Source organism: Pararhodobacter marinus, from assembly GCF_003122215.1.
Taxonomy (GTDB): domain Bacteria; phylum Pseudomonadota; class Alphaproteobacteria; order Rhodobacterales; family Rhodobacteraceae; genus Pararhodobacter; species Pararhodobacter marinus.
In genome coordinates this window covers 244,781-265,951 of sequence record NZ_QEYD01000007.1, presented here as the reverse complement: position 1 = coordinate 265,951, position 21,171 = coordinate 244,781, and the positions used below count along the sequence as shown (strand labels likewise).

Here is a 21,171-nt window from a genome sequence, read left to right as displayed (position 1 = left end):
GACATGGAAGACCTGTCACCCCGTCCCGGCGATCTGGAGCCGATCGAGACCGCCTCGCGCGATGAAATCGCCGCGCTGCAGCTTGAGCGTCTCAAATGGTCGCTGCGCCATGCCTATGAAAATTCGCCGTTTTACCGCAAGCGTTTCGACGATCACGGGGTTCATCCCGACGATCTGAAGACGCTCGCGGATCTGGCCAAGTTTCCCTTCACGGTGAAGACCGACCTGCGCGACAATTACCCGTTCGGCATGTTCGCCGTCCCGCGCGAGAAGATCGCGCGCATCCATGCGTCCTCGGGGACGACGGGGAAGCCCACGGTGGTGGGCTATACCGCGAAGGATATCGACACCTGGGCCGATCTGGGCGCGCGCTCGATCCGCGCCTCGGGCGGGCGCGCGGGCGATATCGTGCATGTGGCCTATGGTTACGGGCTGTTCACCGGCGGTCTTGGCGCGCATTACGCGGCCGAGAAGCTGGGCGCGACGGTTGTGCCGGTGTCGGGCGGGATGACCGAGCGGCAGGTGACGCTCATTCAGGATTTCAAGCCGCGGGTGATCATGGTCACGCCCAGCTACATGCTGTCGATCCTGGACGAGTTCAACCGGCAGGGGATCGACCCGCGCGAGAGCTCGCTGGCGGTGGGGATCTTCGGGGCCGAGCCCTGGACCAATGCGATGCGCCGCGAGATCGAGGACGCGTTCGACATGCATGCGGTCGACATCTACGGCCTGTCCGAGGTGATGGGCCCGGGCGTGGCCAATGAATGCGTCGAGACCAAGGACGGGCTGCATATCTGGGAGGATCATTTCTATCCCGAGATCATCACCCCCGAAACCGGCGAGCCGGTCGCCGATGGCGAGATGGGCGAGCTGGTCTTTACCACGCTGACGAAAGAGGGCCTGCCGATCATCCGCTACCGCACGCGCGACCTGACGCGGCTGTTGCCGGGCACCGCGCGCTCGATGCGGCGGATGGAAAAGATCACCGGGCGCTCGGACGACATGATCATCCTGCGCGGCGTCAACGTGTTCCCCACGCAGGTCGAGGAACAGATCCTGAAATGCGCGGGCCTTGCGCCGCATTTCCAGATCGAGCTGACGCGCAAGGACCGGATGGACGTCATGGTCGTGCATTGCGAGGCGACCGGGGCGGCCTCGGATGCCGAGGCGCGCGCGGCCTCGGCCAGGGAACTGGCGCATCACATCAAGTCGGTGGTGGGCGTGTCGACCAAGATCACCGTGCACGAACCCGGCGGCGCGCCGCGCTCCGAAGGCAAGGCCAAACGCGTGGTCGACAACCGGCCCAAAGAGTGACAGCCCCGCCGCGCGCGCCCCGTCCGGGCGGCGCGCGGTCCGGGTCAAGGCGGGAGGCGGGCGATGGCGCGCACCAGAGCGGCGGATTTTGAGGACAAGCAGCGCGCGATTCTGTCGAGCGCGGCGGATGTGCTGGCCGAACAGGGCATGGACAAGGCGTCGATGGCGCAGATCGCGCGGGCGGCGGGCGTATCCAAGGCTTTGTTGTACCATTATTATCCCGGCAAGGACGCGCTGATCTTCGACATCATCCGCACCCATCTGTCCGAGCTGGACGCGGCGCTGGAACAGGCCGACGCGCCTGATCGCGCGCCGCGTGAGCGGCTGCGCATTCTGGTCGGCGCGGTGCTGGAATGCTACCGGGACGCCGATAATTACCACAAGGTCCAGCTGAACGGCACGCCGACCCTGCCGCCCGAGCAGAAGGACGAGATCCACGCGATCGAACGGCGGGTGGTGCGGCGGTTCTCGGTCTTGTTGGCGGGCCTGCGGCCCGATCTGCCGGCCGAGACGCTGATGCCCGTGACGATGTCGCTCTTCGGGATGCTGAACTGGGTCTATATGTGGTTTCGCGACGGCGGCGCGGTCACGCGCGAGGATTACGCGCAGATCGCCACGGCGCTGGTTCTGGACGGGCTCGACGGGGTGCCGGCCGTGCGGTCAGGTTGCGTCACTCGGTGATCAGCGGCGCAAGTGCCTCGCGCAGGCGGGCGCTTTCGCTCAGCAGCGTCGAGCTGCGCTGAACCAGCCCCAGCCGGTCGAAAACGGCGCCGGGATCAGCGGCAAGCGACGCGTCCGGGGCCAGCGGGTCACTTTCGGTGTCCGGCGGAGGGGCGGTGTCGCTGTCAGGCGCGCCCGCCGGAGCAGTGGTTTCCTGTTGCAGGACGATTTCGGCATGGCCCGGATCGCGGCCCAGAAGAGGGCCGATCGTCGCGGCGTCGGTCTGGCCGGACGAGAGTTCTTCGACCCGCCGCCAGTCGCCTGCCAGGATCGCCGCACGCAAGGCCGCGTTGGTGATCCCCAGCTCGGCAAAGGCACGCGCGGCGGCGGCGTGGTCACCCAGTCGGTCCATCGCCGCGGCGCGGACCTGCGCCGCCGATGCGCTGTCATCGTCCCCCAGAAGCGCGAGCGCGCCTTCGGGATCGCCGGTTTCCAGCGCCGCGCGGGCCTGCAGAACCCGCGCCTGCCCTGCCGGGCCCGTGGTCAGGTCCCGCGCCGGCAGCACGAGACCCAGATCCAGCAGCCGGGCGGCCAGGATTTCGCGCGTCGTGTCGCTCAGCGCCGGATCGCGCCAGTCGTCCCGCGCCAGCACCGTTTCGGTGAGCGCGAAGTCGGTGCCGGTTTCGGCCAGAGCGGACCATACCGTGTCGCGCAAATCCGCAATCATGCGCCGGTTTTCGCCGGTTTCCGGCATCCAGGTTTCCAGCCGGTCGAGCGCGGCAAACGCGTCGATATGCGCGCCTGACCGCGCGTGAAGACGAATGACCGCCGCCATCATGTCGGGACCGGACCCCGCCGACCGCTCGGTCGCAGCGAGCCCTTCGGCCTGAGCGAGATAGCCGGGATCGAGTGGTTCCTGCGTGTCGAGCGCAAGGTCAAGCCGCGTGGTGACCGTGTCGGGATCGGTTCCCCCCGCATGGTCGAGCCGCGCGATGGCATCGCGCGGCAAGCCCCGTGCCTGATCGAGCCGGGCTTCGATCAGGGCGATCTGCGCGGCGGGGATCCAGGGCGAGCGTTGCAGCCGTTCGGCCACCACGCGCGCGGCGTCGATCGCGCCAGCCTCGATCAGGGCGGTCGCGAGGTCGAGGCCGAAGATGTCCTGCAAGCTATCGGGAAGATTGAGAAATCTCAGGGCGATGCTGTCGGCCTGCTCGCGGATGCGGTCTTGTTCGGCGCCGGCAAGGACGGCCAGCACCGAGGCCGCGCCGCCGCAATCGAGGCTCTGCGCCAGCAGCAGGCGCGAATTGGTCGAGCGGTCTTCGAGGATATCGGCCATGCCCAGCAGGAAATCCTGACCGTCAAGCGGCGTTTCCGCCGCATCGATGAGCGCGCGCGCCTCGGCGCCAAAGCCGGCGGCAAGGTAAAGGCCCGCGAGATTGCGCAGGACCTGCGGATCGGGCTGATCGAATTCGCCGTAAAGCGCGCGGGAAAGCTCGCTGAAACGATTATCGAAATCGCCGACGTCGCGGGCGATGATGGTGTCGAGCACATCGCTTTGCGCGCAATGCTGTGGCGGCGGCGGATCGGGCATTCGCGACGGGTCGGCGCGGTCCAGCACCGAGCTGATGCGCATGTTGGGGGGGAAGCCGGCGGGGTCTTCGGGGGGGCCGGACAGAACCTGCGTCGCCGAAACCGGCGCCTCGACGGCCGGGTCGAGCAGCCCCTGTCCCAGCGCGGTGGACAGGATCGCGCCCAGATCCTGCCCCAGCCTTTGCAGCGCTTCGTCCGCCTCGGTCGGTTCCGTCGGTGCGGGCGTCGGGGCAACGGCCAGGGCCGGGCGGCTGCGCGCCAGCGCGGCACCGGCGGCGCGCGCGGCGGCGAGCGGATCGGGGCGCCGGGGCAGCGCGGGGCGGGGCGTCACGGCGGGCAGTGGCGAGATGTCAGGGCCCTGGTCGGGCGCGTCGGAAATGTCGAGGATCAGCAGGCCCGGCCGTTCTTCCCAGGCGCGGATCGGGCAGTCGCAGGCCAGCTCGAGGACGAGCGTGGCGCCGTCCGCCGTGACCGAGGCCAGCCGGTCGCGCGGGATGCGCCGGAAGACCCGGTCGAGCCCGAGGCGCAATGTTTCGGCGTCAAGCGTGAGGCGGCGGGTCCGGCCATCGGGGTCAAGCGACCACCCGGTGCCGGGCGGGAGGGGGACGACGAGGCGGGTGAAGCTGTCGTGCTCGCCTGCATAGGGCGTGACGATCTGCGCCGCGGCGGGGGCGCCGAGCAGCAGGCAGACAGCCGAGGCGAGAGCGTGTCGCAGGGCCATCACGCCGCCTCGCGCTTGAGGGCGCGCATCGCTTCTTCCAGCTCGCCATAGCTGGGCCGGACATGGTGCGGCGTGTTCTGGCGCCCGACCTCGATGCACATATTGGCGGGGTGATTGTGCAGGTTCGCGATCAGTACCTCGCGGATAAGCTTGTAGAAATGCGCGTCCTCCTGCACGACCATCGCCATTTTCGAGGCGAAGGGTCCGACGAAACCATAGGCGAGGAACACGCCCAGAAACGTGCCCACGAGCGCGCCGCCGATGAGCCCGCCCAGCACCTCGGGCGGCTGGTCGATGGCCGCCATGGTCTTGATCACGCCCAGAACGGCGGCGACGATACCCAGCGCGGGCAGCCCGTCGGCCACCGTCTGCATCGCGTGGCTGGAATGCATGGCGTGGTTGAGCGAGGCTTCCATCCGCTTGTCAAGCACTTCTTCGACCTGCATCGGGTCGTCATAGCTGAGCGTCATCGAGCGCAGCGTGTCGCAGATCAGTTCGGTGGCTTCGTGGTCTTTAAGGACCTTGGGGTAGCGGCCGAAAATCTCCGAACTGTCGGGGGCTTCGATATGCTCTTCCAGCGCGACGGGATTCTGACGCGCGAGGCGGATCAGTTCGAAAAGAAGGCACAGCAATTCACGGTAATCCTGCGGCTTCCACGCCGCGCCCTTGAACACCTTGCCGATATCCTTGAGCGTGTGCTTCACCCCTGCGCCGTTATTGGCGATCAGGAAGGCACCGACCGCGGCGCCGCCGATCATGGTCATCTCATAGGGCAGCGAGTGCAGGATGATGTCGAAATGCCCGCCAGCCATGACGAACCCCCCGAACACCATCACGAACACGACGACGATGCCGATGATTCCAATCATGACGCACTCCGATTCTCCTGCGTATCGAGGGTGGCAAAAGGGCGTTAAGAAAGCCTGACCGGCGGCCGGTCGCGGCCATGATTCCGCGCCTCGCCCACGCGTTTTCGCGCCGGTTACTCCCGCGGCACCAGGGCGTTGCGGCCCGCGACGATGGCGCTGAGCGTATAGGCCAGGCGCGGCTCCATCCCCGCCAGGATGTCAGCCGCGCTTTGCGGCTCAAGCCGGGCGAGGAAGCCCGCTGCGAAATCGGGATCCATCTCGGTGAAGACGGCGGCCGCGTCCTCGGGCTTCATCGAGCCGAAGACGGCGACCAGCCGGGCGATATCGTCCTCGGCGGCGCGGTCGGCCAGCGCCATGGTTGCGGACAGGTCGGATTCCGCCGATTGCAGCGCGTCGATCTGGGCGCGCAGCCGCTCTTCCGCCGCCGCCATCAGCGCCGCGCGTTCCTCAAGCTGCGCTTCCCGCTCGGCAACCTGACGCTCGCGTTCGCGGATCTGCAGCGACAATTCGGCATCGCTTGCAGGGCTGGTGCGCAGGGGGCGCTGCGGATCGGCGGGAAGCTCGGCCTGAACCGGCTGCGCGGTGGTCGGATCCGTTGCCGGATCGCGGGCCAGCGCTTCGGGGACAAGCGGGACCAGCCGCAGCGTCCCGCCCGCGACGAAGAGCAGCGCGAGCAGTGGCAGGACGCGGATGGCGCGGCGACGGGGCCGCCGCCGGGTGGCGGTCGGAGCGGCTTTGGTTCGGCGACCCATCAGCGGCTCTCGGCGGTCTGGGCGCTGGGGCGGCGGCGCAGGACGCGGCCGCGCGACGGGGCAGAGGCCTTTTCGCCACTGTCGGGATGGGCATCATCCTCCGGGTCCGACGGCTGATTCAGGGGGGCGCGGCGCCCGGCGCTGGCGGGCCAGGGGCTGGGCGGGCGCGCCGAACGCAGGCCCGTCGATCGGAACAAGGCGGGCTTTGACCCCGACGCGGCGCTCCCCAGGGGCGGTTGTGGCTGCCCGTCATCGCCCGGATCGCGCGGCGGCCCGTCGGGCAGATCGTGCATCGAGGCCACCAGCAATTCGAGCTTGCGCGCCACGGTTTCGGCCCGCGCGGCCTGCGCGTCGAGCCGGGCGCCCGTTTTGCCCGACGCCTCGCGCGCGGCATTAAGCGAGCGCGAAAGATCGTCGACCTGCGTGGAGAGCAGCGCGATTGCGCTGCCCATCCCGCCTTCGAGCGATCCCAGCGCCTTGAGCCGGCGCGAGAGCACGACGCAATAGGCGGCGGCGCCGATCGTCGCGGCGGCGAGCAGGAGGTCAGACAGAAATTCCATGCGAAAAGCCCCTCAGTTTATGACGAATTCCATGATGAGCAGGTCGTTGACCATGCCCGGCCCGGTGACGATCTGAACCCGGCGCAGCATCTGTGCGCGCAGCCGCATCAGTGCGGCGGGTTCTTCAAGCTCGAAGGGATCCAGCGCGCGCAGGTAGATGTTGAGCACGTCGACGATGCGCGGCAGCAGGTTGGTCACGGCCCCCGCCGCGCCGGGCGCAACGGCAAGCTGGGCCAGAAAACGCAGGTGGCGGGTTTCCCCGCGCTGGCCGATCGTGACGACGATGGGCGAGAGCGGCACGTAGCCCGCCGCACTGCCGTCGCCCGAGTCGCCACCATGGCCGTCATCGGCCGCCGCCGCCCCGTGGCCGGTATCGGCGGGCGCGCCGTGGGCGTCCTCGGACGGGGCGGCATGGTCGCCGGCCTCGCCGCCCAGAAGCGAATCGAGCATCCCCGAATAGGTCACGAAGAATCCCCCGCCCGCGCCCAGAAGCGCCAGCACGATCCCGATGATCAGCGGGAGTTTGGATTTCTTCTCAGGCGTTTGGGCGTCCGTGTCTGCACTGGCCATGGCGGAGGTTCCTTGAATCCGGATCTGCATTGCGAGGCTGTTCCGGGCTTCGTTTTCGCACGAGGTGGCTAACCGATTGTTAATCGAGTCAGGGCAAGGATCGGCGCATCGGGACAGAACGTCCGCGCAAAGGAATGCCCTTGGAACAGCTCCTATCGACCTGGAATTCACTCGAGCCCCGGCGCCGGATCATCGTCGCGCTCGCCGCCATCGGGGTCTTCGCCGCCGTGCTTGGCCTGACCCGACTGGCGACCGCCCCGGGCATGGCGTTGCTCTATGCGGGGCTCGAAGGGCCGCAATCGGGCGAGGTGATCCAGGCGCTCGATCAGCGCGGCGTGGCCTATGAGGTGCGCGGCGATGCGATCTATGTGGACGCCACCCAGCGCGACGAGATGCGCATGGCGCTGGCCGGGCAGGGGCTGCCGGCCAATTCGTCCTCGGGTTACGAACTGCTCGACGGGCTGACGGGATTCGGCACCACCGCGCAGATGTTCGACGCCGCCTATTGGCGCGCGAAAGAGGGCGAGCTGGCGCGCACGATCATGGCCAGCCCGCATATCCGGCAGGCGCGGGTGCATATCTCGCAGGGGGCGGCGCAACCGTTCCGGCGCGATGGCGAGATGTCGGCCTCGGTCACGGTGACGCCGGTCGGCCCCGCGCTGTCACCGCAGCAGGGGCAGGCCCTGCGCTATCTGGTGGCCTCGGCGGTGGCGGGGATGCGGCCCGAGGCCGTGGCGGTGATCGATTCGGCGGGCGGCATGGTCGTCGCCGAAGAGGAAGGCCCCGACATGCAGGGTCATGACCGCGCCGAACAGATGCGCCGCAATGTCGAGCGCCTGCTCGAAGCGCGCGTGGGGCAGGGCCGCGCCGTGGTCGAGCTGAATATCGAAACCGTCACCGACCGCGAGACGATCACCGAGCGACGCATCGACCCCGAGGCGCGTGTGCCGGTCAGCCAAGAGACCGAGGAAAGCACGCAGACCAGCTCGGATACCGGCGGTGCGGGCGTGACGGTGGCGTCAAACCTGCCCGACGGACAGGCCGGCGGCACGGAGGGCCGATCGGAATCGCGCGAACAGACCTCGCGCGAGCGGATCGCTTGGGAGGTCAGCGAAACCAGCCGCGAGCTGGAACGCGGCCCGGGCGCGATCCGGCGCCTGACGGTGGCGGTCCTCGTCGACGGTGTGCGCAGCACCGACGACGCGGGCGAGACACAATGGACGCCGCGCTCGGACGATGAACTGGCGGCGTTGCGCGAACTGGTGGCCTCGGCCGTGGGCTACGACGAGGCGCGCGGCGATGTGATCACGCTCAGATCGCTGGAATTCCAGCCGGTCTCGACCGAGCTGGGTACGGCGGGGGTGCAAAGCTGGCTGTCCGCGCTTGACCTGATGGGACTGATCCGGCTGGCCGCTCTGGCCGCCGTGGCGCTGGTGCTGGCGCTCTTCGTGTTGCGGCCGATCCTGAAGGGCGGCGGCTCGGGCAGCGGCCAGGCTGCGGCGGCCGAGGACGAGGACGACCCCATGGCCGGTTTCGCGCCGATGATCGCCATGGCGCCCGGCCTGACGGGCGAGATCGACGGCGATTTCGGCGGGTCCGAGTCGGGGGACGCGCAGGATTCGGTCGACCGGATGCGCCAGCTCATCGCCGAGCGCCAGGATGAGACGATCGAGGTGTTGCGCGCCTGGATGGACGAAACCGAGGAGGCCCGCTGATGTCCCAGCCCCTGCGTCTTGAAGTCTTCGAGACCGCCGATGCGGTGGAGGGCCCCGTGTTGATGACGCCCGAGGAACTCGAGGATCTGCGGCTCAATGCCTATGAGAAAGGCTATGTCGCGGGCTGGGACGATTGCGGCCGGCAGGCCGATGCCGAGGCCAGCACCCGCCGCGCCGCCATCGAGCGCCAGGTCGAGCAACTGAACTTCACCTATCACGAAGCGCGCGGTCATGTGCTTTCGGCGCTCGATCCGCTTCTGCGCGCGATCGCCGAAACGGTTCTGCCGCCGATGGCGCGTGCCTCGGTCGTGCCGCTCGTCGTCGACCAGCTACTGCCGCTGGCGCAGGCCGGGGCCGAGGCGCCGATCACCCTGCATGTCGGGCCGGGCAGCGAGAAGGCGTTTCGCGATGCCATGGAGGGGCTGCTGTTGCCGCCCGTCGAGATCGTCGAGACCGAAGACCTGACCGAGGGGCAGGCATCCTTCGCGCTGGGCGCCGCGCAGACGCGGGTCGACCTGACCGATGCGGCGCTGGCGATCGGCCTTGCCATCGACCGTTTCTACCAGATCCAGTCCGAGGAGAGTCAAAGTGCCTGATACCGACACCCCCGACAGCGCTCCGCAAGGCGCCTCCGGCCTTGGCCGCAGCGCCTTTACCCAGGTGCCCATCGAGATCGTGGTGGCCGTGGGCCGCGCCCGCCCGCTGGTGCGGGACCTGCTGAAATTGCAGCGCGAATCGGTGCTGCCGCTGGACCGGCGGGTCGAGGACCCGGTCGAGCTGTTCGTGGGCGACCGGCTGATCGCGCGCGGCGTGCTGGAAGAGCTGGAAGACGATCAGGCCGGCCAGATGGCCGTGCGCCTGACCGAAGTGGCCGACCTGTCGAACGGGCTGTGACCATGCCGCAGGTGCGCGCCGGGCATTCCGGCGAAACTGCGGCTGGCGCCGTACGGGCGGCCCGGACTTTGGTGGCCGGGCAAGTGCCGGCCTCGTCCGGTTTTCGCGAAACCGCATCCCGGTCCTGTTCCGCACCGGCAGTCGCGGATGCTGCCCCTTGCCCGGACTTGCCCGGCGCGAATGGCAGGCGCCGTGGCACGGAACCCGCGAGGGCCCCGGACACGTCCGGAAAGTTGCCGCGCCGCTCTGATCGAGCGCCTGCGTCGATGCGCCCGCAGGTCGTCGACCCCTCGCAACCCGCCCTGCGACGCGGGCATTCTCGGTTGCGCCCTTTCGCGCTTCTCGCGGGTCCGGCGGCCATTGCCGTGCTGCTGACGCTCTTCGCGCTTCTGCCCGGCACGGCATCCGCGCAGGAACTGACGCTGTCGATGGGCGAGGGCGGCAGTCTTGCCGTGCGTTCGGTGCAGCTTCTGGTGCTGTTGACGCTGCTCAGCCTCGTGCCCGGGCTGATGGTCATGGTGACCTGCTTTCCCTTCCTCGTCACCGTGCTGGCGATCCTGCGCCAGGCGGTCGGCCTGCAGCAATCGCCTCCGGGGATGCTGTTGACGACGCTGGCCCTGTTCCTGACCTACTTCATCATGGAACCGGTCTTCATGGCCGCGTGGGAGGCGGGCGTGGTGCCGCTGGAGGCCGGGCGGATCGGCGTCGAGGAAGCCGCGATCCGCGCGATCGAGCCGTTCCGCGCGTTCATGGCCGCACGGACCGATCCCGCGACCTGGCAGGGTCTGGCCGATCTGCGCCCCGACCCGCCCGCCTTCGGCCCCGACGGCCCGCTTTCGGTGCTGATCCCCTCGTTCCTGCTGTCGGAACTGAGCCATGCTTTCGAAGTCGGCTTCGTGATCTTCCTGCCCTTCCTCATCATCGATCTGGTGGTCGCGGCGGTGCTGATGTCGATGGGGATGATGATGGTCCCGCCCGCCATCGTCTCGCTGCCCTTCAAGCTGGCCTTCTTCGTCGTGGCGGATGGCTGGACGCTGGTCTCGGCGTCGCTGGTGCGCGGGTATTTCTGAAGACCGGAGCGGGTGGCAAGCGGGGAAGGGGGCTGTCTGCCCCCTCTTGGCCTGCGGCCAATTCACCCCCGAGGATATTTCCGGCGCAAAGATGAGGGTTAACGCTGTGTTAAGGCCCCATCTTTGTTCTGAAAATATCCACGGGGAGGTCCGGAGGGGGCGTGCGCCCTCCGGGGGGTGCCGTTCGCGCGCGGCCGGGGGGAAGGGTCAGCTCCAGGTCACGTCGCCAAGAAAGATGTAGCCCGCGCCGTAGATCGTCTTGATCAGGCGGGGATTTTTCGGATCCTCACCCAGTTTCGCGCGCAGCCTCGAGATGCGGACATCCATCGCCCGGTCGAAGCTTTCGCCCGCCGCGCCGCCAAGGCTTTCCTGCATCTGGTGGCGCGAGATCAGCCGTTTGGGAGAATCGAGGAACAGCCGCAGGACCTCGCCCTCGGCATGGCTGAACGGGACCTGCGTGCCGTCTTCCGAGACCAGCATGTACTGGTCGAACTGCGCTTCCCAGCCGTTGAAGCGGGCGAGATTGGCGCTGGCTTCGGGGGCCGGGCGGGACTTCCGCAGGCGGGCGCGGATGCGGGCCACGACCTCGGCGGGCTCGAAGGGTTTGATGATGTAGTCGTCGGCACCCAGCTCCAGCCCCGTCACCCGGTCGGCGGTATTGGCGCGGCCCGAGATGATGATGATCGTGGCGCCCGATTCCAGCGCCAGCCGGTGCACCAGCGCCAGCCCGTCGCGGTCGGGCAGCCCTAGATCGACGAGGCAGACATCGGGCGCCGTGCGCTTGAGCGCCGCTTCGAAATCCGAGGCGCGCGAATAGGTCGAGGTGCGGAAGCCCGCCTCGCCCAGCGCATCGGCGAGGATGCGGCGGATCTCGGCCTCGTCGTCGAGGATCGCGACATGGGGCGGCGTGTCGGTGCCCGGGCGCAGGGCGCCGGCGGTCTGGTTCTGCATCACGAGGAATCCGGAAGAAGGGACGGGGAGGAGGGGCTTTCCGCGGCGGCCGGCAGGGAGCCCGGAAAACCGGGCTTGGCCGCGCCCGTAAGCCCCTGGAGGAAGGCGGCGAGATCGCGGGCGTCGAAGGGTTTGGCCAGAAGCGGGCAGGTCCGCGCGGCGGCGCCGTGCAGCGGGTCCGAGGCCGGCAGCGAGGTCATCAGCCCGCCCGCCAGCCCCGGCCGCTCACGCGCGAGAGAGGCCAGCAGCGCAAGGCCCGTCTCGCCGCCCTTGAGCTGGATGTCGGACAGCACGATGCCGATTTCCGGCAGCTGCGCCAGCGCGCGCGCATCGGCGGCGGTTTCGGCCTCGATCACGCGGTGGCCGAGCGCGACCAGCATCTCGCGCACATGGGTGCGGATTTCCGGGCTGTCCTCGACCAGCAGCACGAGTTGCGACGGATCCGGCCCACCAGCGGGATCGTCGGCGGGATCGGCGGGGCGCAGGGGCAGGCGCAAGGTCACCCGCGCGCCGCCGCCCGCGCGATTGGCCAGCCGCACCGAGCCGCCGCCCAGCGTGGCGTGGTCATAGACCATGGCCAGCCCCAGCCCCGAGCCCTCGCCGCCCTTGGTGGTGAAGAACGGGTCGAGCCCGCGGCGCAGCGCTTCGGGCGTGAAGCCGGGACCGTCATCCTCGACGGTGAGTTCCAGCCATGTATCCTGCACGCGATGCGCGGTGAGCAGGATCGCACCCCCGGTGGTGCCGTCCGGATGCGCGCCGGCAATCGCGTCGCGGGCATTGAGCACGAGGTTCAGAAGCGCGTCCTGAAGCGCCCCTTGGTCCAGCATCACCCGGCCCAGCCCCGGTTCGAGCGCGATCTCGAAGCGCAGGCCGTCGGGCAGTGACGGCGAGGCCATCATGCGTAGATCGTCGAGCAGCGGTTCCAGCTCGGTCGGCGTGGGCTTGAGCGCGCGGGCGCCCGAAATCTCGCCGATCCGGCGCAGAAGCGTGCCGCCGCGCCGCGCCGCCGCGACGGTGCCGCGCACGAGGTCGGCGGCCTCAGGCGGCAGGTCAGGGAGCCGCGCCAGCTTGTCCTGCTGGCCAAGGATGATGGTCAGCAGATTGGCGAAATCATGCGCCAGCCCCGAGGTCAGCTGCGCCGCCAGTTCGCGTTTGCGGGTCTGCAGCAGCGCCGCGCGGGCCTGCGTTTCGGCGGTGATGTCGGTGGTCAGCAGGTAGACGCCGCCATCGCCATTACCTGCGCGCGCCGCGTCGTCCGTGGTATTGCGCGGGTCGGGGGTCATCACCACGCGGATGCGCCGCCCGCTGTCTTCGTGGTTGAGTTCGCGCACCGACGGCTCGCCCGCGAGCGCGCGCTGCATATGCGGCAGAAGGCTGGCCGCAAGCTGCGGCCCCACCGCTTCGGCAAAGGCCATGCCCACGACATTCGCGGGCAGCCCCGGCACCAGCGACGAGAGCCGCCGGTTGGAATAGGTGTAGACGAGGTTGCGGTCGAGATGGGCGATATGTGCGGGCATCATCTCGGTCACCAGCCGGGTGCGTGCCTCCATCTCGGTCAGTTCGCGCTGCGTTTCGGCCAGCGCGGCATTGGTCGCGGCCAGTTCACGGTTGGCCATGCCCAGACGTTCGGCATGCGCCAGAAGCTGATCGGACAGCTCTTCCGAGCGCGCGCGCAGCAATTGCTCCTGCAGCTTGATCTCGGTGATGTCGGTATAGACCGTGACCCAGCCGCCCTGTGCCAGCGGCGCCCCCTCGACCGAGACCCAGCGGCCATTGGCGCGCTGGCGCTCCATGTAATGCGGGCGGAAGGCGCGGGCGGTCTCGACGCGCAGGCGCACGGCGGCTTCCTCGTCGGGTTGTGGCCCGTATTCGCCACGCTGGACCAGAAAGCGGATCGTGTCCTCGAAGGCCGCGCCGGGGCGGACCAGCGCGTCGGGCAGGCCGAACATCTCCTGATAGCGCGGATTGCACACCGCCAGCCGCAGGTCGCTGTCGAAGATCGACAGCGCCTGCTGGATCAGCGTCAGCCCGGCACGGGTGAGCTTTTCGAACGTGTCGCCCGAGGGCGAGAGGGAAGGCGAGGGGGACGGGGCCTGCATGGCGCGACGCTACCGCCTGCGCGGGGGGTCAGTCCAGCACTTCGCCGGGTTCCAGCCCCCAGACATCCCCGCGCGAGATCCAGCCGCGCGTCCCGTCGATGCTGACGCGGCACCAGCCGGGGTCGCATTCCATGATCCGCGCGACGACACCGGCTTCCAGATAGGCGACCTGCGGCGCTTCGGGGCGCGGGCGGCTGCGCAGCGCGGCCATGTCGTTGACGACGAGGACCGTGCGAACGCCCGACAACAGCGAGTAATGGACCCAGCCGCCTTCGCCCTCGGAATCCTCGACCCGGCGCCAATGTTCGAATTCGCCGGTCACGCGCACGGGCAGGTCGCGGCGCTCGTAGATCCAGTCGACGCGGTGGGTCTCCGAGGGGCCCCGCCTTGCGAAGGCGCGCGAGGTCTTGATCGAGACGAATCGCGGCAACGGCAGGTTGGTGACCGGACCCGTGGAGGGCATCGGCTGGCTTTGCACGGGGGCCGGTGCGGGGGCCGGTGCGGTGTCCGGGGCCGGTGCGGGGTCCGGTGCGGTGTCCGGGGCCGGTGCGGCGGACGCCTGGCTTTGCGCCTTGGCGGCCCCGAGCGGCGATGCGCCCAGAAGGACGCCCAAAACGGCGATCGCAAATACGTTTCGCATTCTGTCCTGCCCGGCCCGCTTGCGCGGGTCTCGATGCGCCATGGCCGCCCTTTCTGTCCCCCGGTTGCCGGGTGGTTGCGCAATTTTATTTCGCGCAGGGTCGTGCGGATGGCTTGTGCCTCGGTTCGCTCTGCGCCACTTTGCCAGCAGCCGGACGGATTTGAAAGACCCAAGGAGGTTTCCATGCCCCTCAAGCGCCTGAGTGTTGTCGTGACGCGACGCCTGCCCGACCCGGTCGAGACCCGGCTGAAGGAATTGTTCGACGCCGAGCTGCGCGACGACGACAAGCCGATGTCGCGCGAGGATCTGGTTGCGGCGATGGCGCGCGCCGACGTGCTGGTCCCGACCCTGTGCGACCATATCGACGCAAGTATGCTGGGCGGCGCGGGCGAGCGGCTGAAGCTGATCGCAAATTACGGCGCCGGGATCGACCATATCGACGTGCAATCGGCCCGCCAGCGCGGGATCCTTGTCTCCAACACGCCCGGCGTGGTGACCGAGGATACCGCCGACATGGCGATGGCGCTGATGCTGGCGGTGACGCGACGCATCCCCGAAGGTCTGGCCGAGATGCAGGCGGGCGACTGGCGCGGCTGGTCGCCGATGACGCATCTGGGCGGACGGATCGGCGGCAAGCGGCTGGGCATCCTCGGCATGGGCCGGATCGGTCAGGCCGTGGCACGGCGCGCGCAGGCCTTCGGCATGCAGATCCACTACCACAACCGCAAGCGTCTGCGCCCCGAAATCGAGGAGCCGCTCGAGGCAACCTATTGGGAGAGCCTCGACCAGATGGTCGCGCGGATGGATGTGATCTCGATCAACTGTCCGCACACGCCCTCGACCTTCCACCTGATGAATGCGCGGCGGCTGAAGCTGCTGAAGCCCTCGGCGGTGATCGTGAACACCTCGCGTGGCGAGGTCATCGACGAGAACGCGCTGACCCGGATGCTGCGCGCGGGCGATATCGCCGGCGCGGCGCTCGACGTCTACGAGCGCGGCGCCGAGGTCAACCCGCGCCTTCGCGAGCTGCCCAACGTGGTGCTCTTGCCGCATATGGGCTCGGCCACGATGGAGGGCCGGATCGAGATGGGCGAAAAGGTGATCCTGAACATCAAGACCTTCGCCGACGGCCACCGCCCGCCCGACCAGGTGCTGCCCGGAATGCTGTAACGGGATTTTTCCAGCCCGGCATTCGCGTGAGCGACGATACCGGGGGATCCTCCCCCGGACCCCCTGGGATATTTTCAGAACAAAGACGCGGCGGTAGGGTTTGGTTAACCGCCCATCTTTGCGCCGGAAATATCCTCGGGGGTGAATTTTCCGCAGGAAAAGAGGGGGCAGACAGCCCCCTCTCTTGTCGCCTTACGATTTTGGCCGCGACGGACGCCCGGGTTTCGCGAACGGCTTCGCGCCGGGTTTGCCCGCCGGTTTCCGCGCCGGCTTGCCCAGCCGGGCCGAGGGGTTGCGGGCCGCTTCAGGGTCTATGCGCGGCTTTGCGGGGGCGCCGTCGGTGCGCGGCTTTTTCGCCTTCGCGTCGTATTTCGCCCCGCGCGGCTTGTCGCCGTCGGCGGCACGCGGTTTCCCACCATAGGGTTTGGGCGCAGAGGCTTTCTCGGGGCGGTCGCCCTTGTCGAAGTCCTTCTTGCCGAAATCCTTCTTGTCGAAATCCCTGCGCGGGCCGCGCGGCGCGTCACCGTCCTCGCGGCGCGGCTTGTAGGGCCGTTCACCCTCGGGGCGCGGGGCGCGGGGCTTGTAGCCGCTGTCACCGTCCTCGCGGCGGGCCTTGTAGGGGCGGGCGCCTTCGGGTTTCGGGCCGCGCGGCTTGTAGCCGTCGCCGTCATTGTCGCGCCGTCCCTTGAAGGGGCGATCGCCCTCGGGGCGCGGGCGCGGCGCGGGGCGCTCGCCCTCGGCAGGGGCTTCGGCCTCGGCGAGGCTGACCTCGCCTTCGAGCATGCCGTCCTTGCCCGCAGCCGCCCAGAAGCGGTCGGCGCAATCGGCGTGAAGCTGGGCCAGCGTGTGATCCTGGTAGATCCGGATCGCGCCGATATCGGCTTTCGTCAGGTCGCCCGCGCGGCACAGCATCGGCAAGAGCCAGCGCGGTTCGGCGCGTTGTTCGTGGCCGACGCCGAGGCGGATCCAGAAGCTGCGGTCGAACTCGGCGCGGGCGCGGGGTTTGGGGCCGTCGGCGGTGATCGGCACCACGTCCTCGGGCGCCGAGCGGCCACCGAGATAGAGCCGCGCCACGGCCGCGGCCAGCGCGCGCGGCTCGAAGCTTTCGGTAAGCTGGGTGATCAGCGCCGCCTCGTCCTCGGTCTCGGGCGCGGTCAGCGCGGCGTCCGACAACAGCCGCTCGCTGTCACGGGCCGAGACTTCGGCGGCGGTGGGGGCGGGGCCCCACTCGGCCGCGACACCGGCAAAGCCCAGCAGGCGCTCGGTCTTCTTGCGCGCCGAGGACGGCACGACCAGAACGCTGACGCCCTTGCGGCCCGCGCGCCCGGTGCGGCCCGACCGGTGCAGCAGGGTTTCCTTGTTCGACGGCAGGTCGGCATGGATCACCAGTTCCAGCCCCGGCAGGTCGATGCCGCGCGCCGCAACGTCGGTCGCCACGCAGACCCGCGCCCGACCGTCGCGCATTGCCTGCAGCGCGCGCGAGCGTTCTTCCTGCGCCAGTTCGCCCGACAGCGGCACGACCGAGAAGCCGCGATTGAGCAGCCGCGCGGTCAGGTGGTTGACCGCAGCCCGGGTCTTGCAGAAGACCAGCGCGTTCTGCGCCTCGTAGAAGCGCAGGACGTTGACGATGGCATGTTCGGCATCCTCGTTCGCGACGATCATCGCGCGGTAGGAAATATCGCCATGTTGTTCGCGCGCGGCCTCGGTGGCGATGCGCTGGGCGTCTTTCTGGTAGGTCTGCGCAAGGCGCGCGATCTGCGGCGAGACGGTGGCCGAGAACAGCAGCGTGCGGCGCTCTTCGGGCAATTGCTGCAGGATGTATTCAAGGTCTTCGCGGAAGCCCAGATCGAGCATCTCGTCGGCTTCGTCCAGCGCGACCGAGGCCACGGTCGACAGGTCCAGCGCGCCGCGTTCGATATGGTCGCGCAGGCGCCCGGGAGTGCCCACCACGATATGCGTGCCGCGTTCCAGCGCGCGGCGTTCGGCGCGCGCATCCATCCCGCCCACGCAGGACGCGATCACGCCGCCCGCCGGGCCGTAGAGCCATTCGAATTCGCGCCGCACCTGCATCGCCAGTTCGCGCGTCGGCGCGATCACCAGCGCGCGCGCGGTGTCGGGCGGCGGCATCATCGTCGCGTCGCCCAGAAGGCTGTCGGCCATGGCAAGCCCGAAGGCCACGGTCTTGCCCGAGCCGGTCTGTGCCGAGACCAGAAGGTCCTGACCGGCCACCTCGGGTGCCAGCACCGCCGCCTGTACGGGCGTCAGTGTCTCATAGCCCTTGTCGGCGAGGGCGCGCGACAGCGGGGCGGGCAGGGGAGGAAGGGCGGTCATGGCAGGTCCTTTTGGATGAAGGCGCCCCAATACGCCCCAAGGACGCCGCTGTATAGGGTAAGAATAGCAAGACAGGCAAATTCCGGCCATGCAAATAAGGGGCGGGCAGGGTCCGGACGGAAAGGCAGGGGACGATGGCGGTGAATTACCGGGAACGGCTGAAGCGGGTCTATGCCGCGATCCACGACGATCCGGCCCGCAGCTATTCGCTCGACGAGATGGCCGAACTGGCCGCGCTGTCGCGGTTCCACTTTCACCGCGTCTTCGCGGCAATGACCGGCGAGACGCTGGCGGGGGCCTTGCGCCGCATCCGGCTTAACGGCGCGGCGCATGCGCTGGTGCGCGAGGATGCGCCGGTGGCGGCGATCGGGCGCGCGCATGGCTATCCCTCGGCGGCCGGATTCTCGCGGGCGTTCCGCGCGGCCTATGGCGTGACACCGGCCCGGTTCAGGGCGCGCGGACTGGCTTTGCCGGCGGCTCTGGAGAAACAGAAAGGAGGACAGGCCATGTTTCCGGTCGAGATTCGCAACGAAGAGCCCCGGTGGCTGATCGGTCTGCCGCATCGGGGCGCCTATCACGGGATCAACCGCACTTATGCCGTCCTGGGCGCGGAGCTGGCGGCGCGGGATCTGTGGCGGCATTCGCGCGGGATGGCGGCGGTCTATTACGATGACCCTGCGGTCACGCCCGAGGCGGATCTGCGTTCCTTCGCCGCGATCGCGGTGCCGGCGGATGTCGCCTGTCCCGAGCCGTTGCAGCGTCTGCAGATTGCGGGCGGGCGCCATGCGGTCATGGCGTTCACCGGCCCCTATACCGGTCTGGGCGCGGCCTATGACTGGCTGTTCGGGGGCTGGCTGGCACAGAGTGGCGCGGCCTTGCGCGATGCGCCAAGCTGGGAATTGTATCTGAATTCGCCCATGGACACCGCGCCCGATGCGCTGGAGACGCTGATTTTCGTTCCGCTGGAGGATGAGGCATGAAGGATCCGCTTCTGAGCGGCAAGGCGGGGCGGATCGACCGTGTCGAGGTCCCCGCGCTGCGGTTCTTCGCCATCGAGGGGCAGGGCGCCCCCGAAAGCGCGGGTTACGCGGCCTCGGTGGGGGCGCTTTACGCGCTGGCCTATGGCGCGCGTTTCGCGGGCAAGGCGCAGGGCCATGAGGACAAGGTCGGGCCGCTGGAAGGGTTGTGGTGGGCCGACGACATGCAGGTCTTCCAGCCCGGCGGTGCGCGCGAAAGCTGGCGCTGGCGGATGATGATCCGCGCGCCGGGGTGGCTGGACCCGGAAGCGTTCGAAACCTTGCGCGCGGCGGCGCTGGCGAAGCGGCGCACGGACAAGCCCGACGTCGCGGAGGCGCTGCCACGGGTCGCGTTGCAGGAATACGCCGAGGGGACGTGCCTGCAGGCCCTGCATGTCGGACCCTATGCCGAAGAGGGGCCGCTGATCGCGCGCATCCATGACGAGGCCGCGGCGCAGGGCATGGCGTTGAGCGGGCCGCATCACGAAATCTACCTGTCGGACCCGAACCGCTCGGCGCCCGACAAGCTGAAGACCATCCTGCGCCAGCCTGTCCGTGCCCATGGGTAAGCGCGGCGGGACCGATGCCGTTGGCGTCGCGATCGAGGCCGCACCGGAGCCGGCGCGCGCCGGGTTGCGGGCGCTGCGGGCGCTGATCCACCGGGTGGCGGCGCAAGAGGGTGTCGCGCTGGACGAGGGGCTGCGCTGGGGCCAGCCCGCTTTTCTGGCCGCGAAGGGCGCGAGCCTGCGTATCGGTGTGCCGTCGAAGGCGATGCGGGACCGGGCGGATTTCGCGCTTTATGTCCATTGCCAGACACCGCTGATCGCCGGGTTCCTGCAAGGTCCCGGTGCCGGGCATCGGGTCGAGGGCACGCGCGCGGTACTGTTCCGGCAGGGAGAGACGCTGGACGAGGCGGCGCTGGGCTTCCTGATCCGGCAGGCCCTGACATGGCATGCGCGCTAAGACTCTTTCGACCTTTTCGTCGCGATACTTGAGCCGATCAGGGGCTGAGAGATCCTTTATCCGATCTGTCCCCGTTGCCAGACAACAAGGCCCGAAACGACGGCGCGCGCCGGGTTGCCCCGACGCGCGCTCTCCTCCCCAATGCCCGGCTGACCCTCCCCGGTCGCCGGGCCGGGTTTACGTCCGGGCGATCAGCTCGGCCTGTTTGACGATGACTTCCGCCTGTTTCATCGAGGCGATGTCGATCAGCTTGCCCTTGTAGGTCGTGGCGCCCTGACCGTTGGCCTTGGCCTCTTCCATCGCGCTCAGGATGGCACGGGCATCGGCGACGGATTCGTCCGAGGGGGTGAAGACCTCGTTGGCGAGCGCGACCTGCTTGGGGTGGATCGCCCATTTGCCGACCATGCCCAGCGTGGCCGAGCGGCGCGCCTGCGCGCGGAAGCCGTCATCGTCGGAAAAATCGCCGAACGGGCCATCAACGGGCAGCACGCCATGGGTGCGGCAGGCGGCGACGATCTTGGCCTGCGCCCAGTGCCACGGATCCGACCAATAGGACGCGCCGCCATGCAGCATGTAGTAGTTTTCCTGCGTGCCGCCGATGCCGGTGGTCTGCATTCCCATCGAGGCCGCGAAATCGGCGGCGCCCAGGCTCATCGCCTGCAGGCGCGGCGAGGCGGCGGCGATTTCCTCGGCATGGGCGATGCCGGCGGCGCTTTCGATGATGACCTCGAAACTGATGGGCTTGGTGCGGCCCTTGGCGCGTTCGATCGCCGTGACCAGCGCGTCGACGGCGTAGATATCTGCCGCACAGCCCACTTTCGGGATCATGATCTGATCCAGCCGGTCCGAGGCCTGTTCGAGCAGATCGACGACATCCCGGTACCAGTACGGCGTGTCGAGACCGTTGATGCGCACCGACAGATACTTGGTGTTCCAGTCCACCTCGTGCGTGGCCTGGATGATGTTGGCGCGGGCGGTGTCCTTGTCCGAGGGCGCGACGCTGTCTTCGAGATCGAGATTGATCACATCCGCCGCCGAGGCCGCCATCTTCTCGAACAGCGCGGTGCGCGAGCCGGGGCCGAAAAGCTGGCAGCGGTTCGGACGGGCCGGAGAAGCGGGCTGGATACGGAAGGACATTCGGGCCTCGCGATAGGAAGTTTCGAATTTCTTGTCCCTGTGGTTATTATGTTGCGCTGCGCTGCGCAAGGTGTTTTCTGCAACTGCGAAAAATCCGGGCAAAGGCGTCGAAATCCGGCGCGAAAACCGGCGCGCCGAGAGCTGCCCCG

At 68.8% G+C, this 21,171-nt stretch carries 20 protein-coding genes; 10 read left to right on the top strand and 10 right to left on the bottom strand.

The features are described 5' to 3' along the window. The first annotated feature begins 3 nt into the window (after positions 1-3). Positions 4-1,314: a phenylacetate--CoA ligase PaaK gene (gene paaK, locus C4N9_RS13460; RefSeq protein ID WP_109533845.1), complete on the top strand. Its 1,311-nt coding sequence runs from the start codon at positions 4-6 to the stop codon at positions 1,312-1,314. Between the two features lie 63 nt (positions 1,315-1,377). Beyond that, on the top strand, positions 1,378-1,995 hold the full coding sequence (locus C4N9_RS13455) for a TetR/AcrR family transcriptional regulator (RefSeq protein WP_109533844.1): 618 nt from the start codon (positions 1,378-1,380) through the stop codon (positions 1,993-1,995). Here C4N9_RS13455 and C4N9_RS13450 read toward each other — a convergent pair. From C4N9_RS13450 to C4N9_RS13430, 5 genes are all read right to left on the bottom strand, one after another. Further along, positions 1,985-4,285 carry a hypothetical protein gene (locus tag C4N9_RS13450; protein WP_109533843.1) on the bottom strand — a complete coding sequence of 767 codons (2,301 nt, stop codon included), beginning with the start codon at positions 4,283-4,285 and terminating at the stop codon, positions 1,985-1,987. The genes C4N9_RS13455 and C4N9_RS13450 overlap by 11 nt on opposite strands. Beyond that, complete coding sequence (gene motA, locus C4N9_RS13445) at positions 4,285-5,154, bottom strand: flagellar motor stator protein MotA (protein WP_109533842.1); 870 nt, start codon at positions 5,152-5,154, stop codon at positions 4,285-4,287. Before motA ends, C4N9_RS13450 begins: the two co-directional genes overlap by 1 nt. Before the next feature lie 113 nt (positions 5,155-5,267). Then, positions 5,268-5,906: a MotE family protein gene (locus C4N9_RS13440; RefSeq protein ID WP_109533841.1), complete on the bottom strand. Its 639-nt coding sequence runs from the start codon at positions 5,904-5,906 to the stop codon at positions 5,268-5,270. Beyond that, entirely contained in the window at positions 5,906-6,466 is a 561-nt protein-coding gene (locus tag C4N9_RS22130; protein ID WP_210404035.1) for a DUF6468 domain-containing protein, read from the bottom strand. The genes C4N9_RS13440 and C4N9_RS22130 overlap by 1 nt, the downstream gene beginning before the upstream one ends. 12 nt (positions 6,467-6,478) lie before the next feature. Next, complete coding sequence (locus tag C4N9_RS13430; RefSeq protein ID WP_109533840.1) at positions 6,479-7,036, bottom strand: flagellar basal body-associated FliL family protein; 558 nt, start codon at positions 7,034-7,036, stop codon at positions 6,479-6,481. Positions 7,037-7,170: 134 nt separating this feature from the next. On the opposite strand from C4N9_RS13430, the gene fliF reads away from it, so the two are divergent. From fliF to fliP, 4 genes are all read left to right on the top strand, one after another. Further along, the gene (gene fliF, locus C4N9_RS13425) at positions 7,171-8,751 is read left to right on the top strand and encodes a flagellar basal-body MS-ring/collar protein FliF (RefSeq protein ID WP_109533839.1); all 1,581 of its coding nucleotides are present in this window, start codon (positions 7,171-7,173) and stop codon (positions 8,749-8,751) included. Then, complete coding sequence (locus C4N9_RS13420) at positions 8,751-9,347, top strand: FliH/SctL family protein (protein ID WP_109533838.1); 597 nt, start codon at positions 8,751-8,753, stop codon at positions 9,345-9,347. Before fliF ends, C4N9_RS13420 begins: the two co-directional genes overlap by 1 nt. Positions 9,348-9,411: 64 nt before the next feature. Next, positions 9,412-9,645 (top strand): FliM/FliN family flagellar motor switch protein, encoded by a 234-nt coding sequence (locus C4N9_RS22295; protein ID WP_245902557.1) that lies wholly within the window; start codon positions 9,412-9,414, stop codon positions 9,643-9,645. A 266-nt stretch (positions 9,646-9,911) separates the two neighbouring features. Beyond that, positions 9,912-10,715, top strand: a complete 804-nt coding sequence (gene fliP, locus C4N9_RS13410) for a flagellar type III secretion system pore protein FliP (protein ID WP_109533836.1) — start codon at positions 9,912-9,914, stop codon at positions 10,713-10,715. Positions 10,716-10,922: 207 nt separating this feature from the next. On the opposite strand, the gene C4N9_RS13405 is transcribed toward fliP, so the two are convergent. Genes C4N9_RS13405 through C4N9_RS13395 form a run of 3 tightly spaced genes read right to left on the bottom strand, consistent with a single transcriptional unit; the run spans position 10,923 to position 14,228 of the window. Next, entirely contained in the window at positions 10,923-11,666 is a 744-nt protein-coding gene (locus tag C4N9_RS13405) for a response regulator transcription factor (RefSeq protein WP_109533835.1), read from the bottom strand. Continuing rightward, positions 11,666-13,765, bottom strand: a complete 2,100-nt coding sequence (locus tag C4N9_RS13400) for a hybrid sensor histidine kinase/response regulator (protein ID WP_109533834.1) — start codon at positions 13,763-13,765, stop codon at positions 11,666-11,668. Before C4N9_RS13400 ends, C4N9_RS13405 begins: the two co-directional genes overlap by 1 nt. Positions 13,766-13,793: 28 nt before the next feature. Then, positions 13,794-14,228, bottom strand: coding sequence for an SH3 domain-containing protein (locus tag C4N9_RS13395; protein ID WP_245902552.1), 435 nt, complete (start codon positions 14,226-14,228; stop codon positions 13,794-13,796). A gap of 360 nt (positions 14,229-14,588) precedes the next feature. Between C4N9_RS13395 and C4N9_RS13390 the strand changes: the two genes are divergently transcribed. Then, positions 14,589-15,575, top strand: a complete 987-nt coding sequence (locus C4N9_RS13390) for a 2-hydroxyacid dehydrogenase (protein WP_109533832.1) — start codon at positions 14,589-14,591, stop codon at positions 15,573-15,575. A 192-nt stretch (positions 15,576-15,767) separates the two neighbouring features. On the opposite strand, the gene C4N9_RS13385 is transcribed toward C4N9_RS13390, so the two are convergent. Then, complete coding sequence (locus tag C4N9_RS13385) at positions 15,768-17,906, bottom strand: DEAD/DEAH box helicase (RefSeq protein WP_109533831.1); 2,139 nt, start codon at positions 17,904-17,906, stop codon at positions 15,768-15,770. A 134-nt stretch (positions 17,907-18,040) separates the two neighbouring features. On the opposite strand from C4N9_RS13385, the gene C4N9_RS13380 reads away from it, so the two are divergent. Genes C4N9_RS13380 through C4N9_RS13370 form a run of 3 tightly spaced genes read left to right on the top strand, consistent with a single transcriptional unit; the run spans position 18,041 to position 19,885 of the window. Next, the gene (locus C4N9_RS13380) at positions 18,041-18,886 is read left to right on the top strand and encodes an AraC family transcriptional regulator (RefSeq protein ID WP_109533830.1); all 846 of its coding nucleotides are present in this window, start codon (positions 18,041-18,043) and stop codon (positions 18,884-18,886) included. Continuing rightward, positions 18,883-19,491, top strand: a complete 609-nt coding sequence (locus C4N9_RS13375) for a GyrI-like domain-containing protein (protein WP_109533829.1) — start codon at positions 18,883-18,885, stop codon at positions 19,489-19,491. The genes C4N9_RS13380 and C4N9_RS13375 overlap by 4 nt, the downstream gene beginning before the upstream one ends. Further along, entirely contained in the window at positions 19,484-19,885 is a 402-nt protein-coding gene (locus C4N9_RS13370) for a DUF1801 domain-containing protein (protein WP_109533828.1), read from the top strand. The genes C4N9_RS13375 and C4N9_RS13370 overlap by 8 nt, the downstream gene beginning before the upstream one ends. Before the next feature lie 177 nt (positions 19,886-20,062). Here the strand turns inward: C4N9_RS13370 and C4N9_RS13365 are convergent, their stop codons facing one another. Beyond that, entirely contained in the window at positions 20,063-21,022 is a 960-nt protein-coding gene (locus tag C4N9_RS13365) for an L-malyl-CoA/beta-methylmalyl-CoA lyase (RefSeq protein ID WP_109533827.1), read from the bottom strand. Between the last annotated feature and the right edge of the window lie 149 nt (positions 21,023-21,171).

What these genes read in the sequence shown, in the direction of transcription:
- paaK (WP_109533845.1), top strand. Translation starts at nt 4, where the DNA reads ATGGAAGACCTGTCACCCCGTCCCGGCGATCTGGAGCCGATCGAGACC.
- C4N9_RS13455 (WP_109533844.1), top strand. Translation starts at nt 1,378, where the DNA reads ATGGCGCGCACCAGAGCGGCGGATTTTGAGGACAAGCAGCGCGCGATT.
- C4N9_RS13450 (WP_109533843.1), bottom strand. Translation starts at nt 4,285, where the DNA reads ATGGCCCTGCGACACGCTCTCGCCTCGGCTGTCTGCCTGCTGCTCGGC.
- motA (WP_109533842.1), bottom strand. Translation starts at nt 5,154, where the DNA reads ATGATTGGAATCATCGGCATCGTCGTCGTGTTCGTGATGGTGTTCGGG.
- C4N9_RS13440 (WP_109533841.1), bottom strand. Translation starts at nt 5,906, where the DNA reads ATGGGTCGCCGAACCAAAGCCGCTCCGACCGCCACCCGGCGGCGGCCC.
- C4N9_RS22130 (WP_210404035.1), bottom strand. Translation starts at nt 6,466, where the DNA reads ATGGAATTTCTGTCTGACCTCCTGCTCGCCGCCGCGACGATCGGCGCC.
- C4N9_RS13430 (WP_109533840.1), bottom strand. Translation starts at nt 7,036, where the DNA reads ATGGCCAGTGCAGACACGGACGCCCAAACGCCTGAGAAGAAATCCAAA.
- fliF (WP_109533839.1), top strand. Translation starts at nt 7,171, where the DNA reads ATGCCCTTGGAACAGCTCCTATCGACCTGGAATTCACTCGAGCCCCGG.
- C4N9_RS13420 (WP_109533838.1), top strand. Translation starts at nt 8,751, where the DNA reads ATGTCCCAGCCCCTGCGTCTTGAAGTCTTCGAGACCGCCGATGCGGTG.
- fliP (WP_109533836.1), top strand. Translation starts at nt 9,912, where the DNA reads ATGCGCCCGCAGGTCGTCGACCCCTCGCAACCCGCCCTGCGACGCGGG.
- C4N9_RS13405 (WP_109533835.1), bottom strand. Translation starts at nt 11,666, where the DNA reads ATGCAGAACCAGACCGCCGGCGCCCTGCGCCCGGGCACCGACACGCCG.
- C4N9_RS13400 (WP_109533834.1), bottom strand. Translation starts at nt 13,765, where the DNA reads ATGCAGGCCCCGTCCCCCTCGCCTTCCCTCTCGCCCTCGGGCGACACG.
- C4N9_RS13395 (WP_245902552.1), bottom strand. Translation starts at nt 14,228, where the DNA reads ATGCCCTCCACGGGTCCGGTCACCAACCTGCCGTTGCCGCGATTCGTC.
- C4N9_RS13390 (WP_109533832.1), top strand. Translation starts at nt 14,589, where the DNA reads ATGCCCCTCAAGCGCCTGAGTGTTGTCGTGACGCGACGCCTGCCCGAC.
- C4N9_RS13385 (WP_109533831.1), bottom strand. Translation starts at nt 17,906, where the DNA reads ATGACCGCCCTTCCTCCCCTGCCCGCCCCGCTGTCGCGCGCCCTCGCC.
- C4N9_RS13380 (WP_109533830.1), top strand. Translation starts at nt 18,041, where the DNA reads ATGGCGGTGAATTACCGGGAACGGCTGAAGCGGGTCTATGCCGCGATC.
- C4N9_RS13375 (WP_109533829.1), top strand. Translation starts at nt 18,883, where the DNA reads ATGAAGGATCCGCTTCTGAGCGGCAAGGCGGGGCGGATCGACCGTGTC.
- C4N9_RS13370 (WP_109533828.1), top strand. Translation starts at nt 19,484, where the DNA reads ATGGGTAAGCGCGGCGGGACCGATGCCGTTGGCGTCGCGATCGAGGCC.
- C4N9_RS13365 (WP_109533827.1), bottom strand. Translation starts at nt 21,022, where the DNA reads ATGTCCTTCCGTATCCAGCCCGCTTCTCCGGCCCGTCCGAACCGCTGC.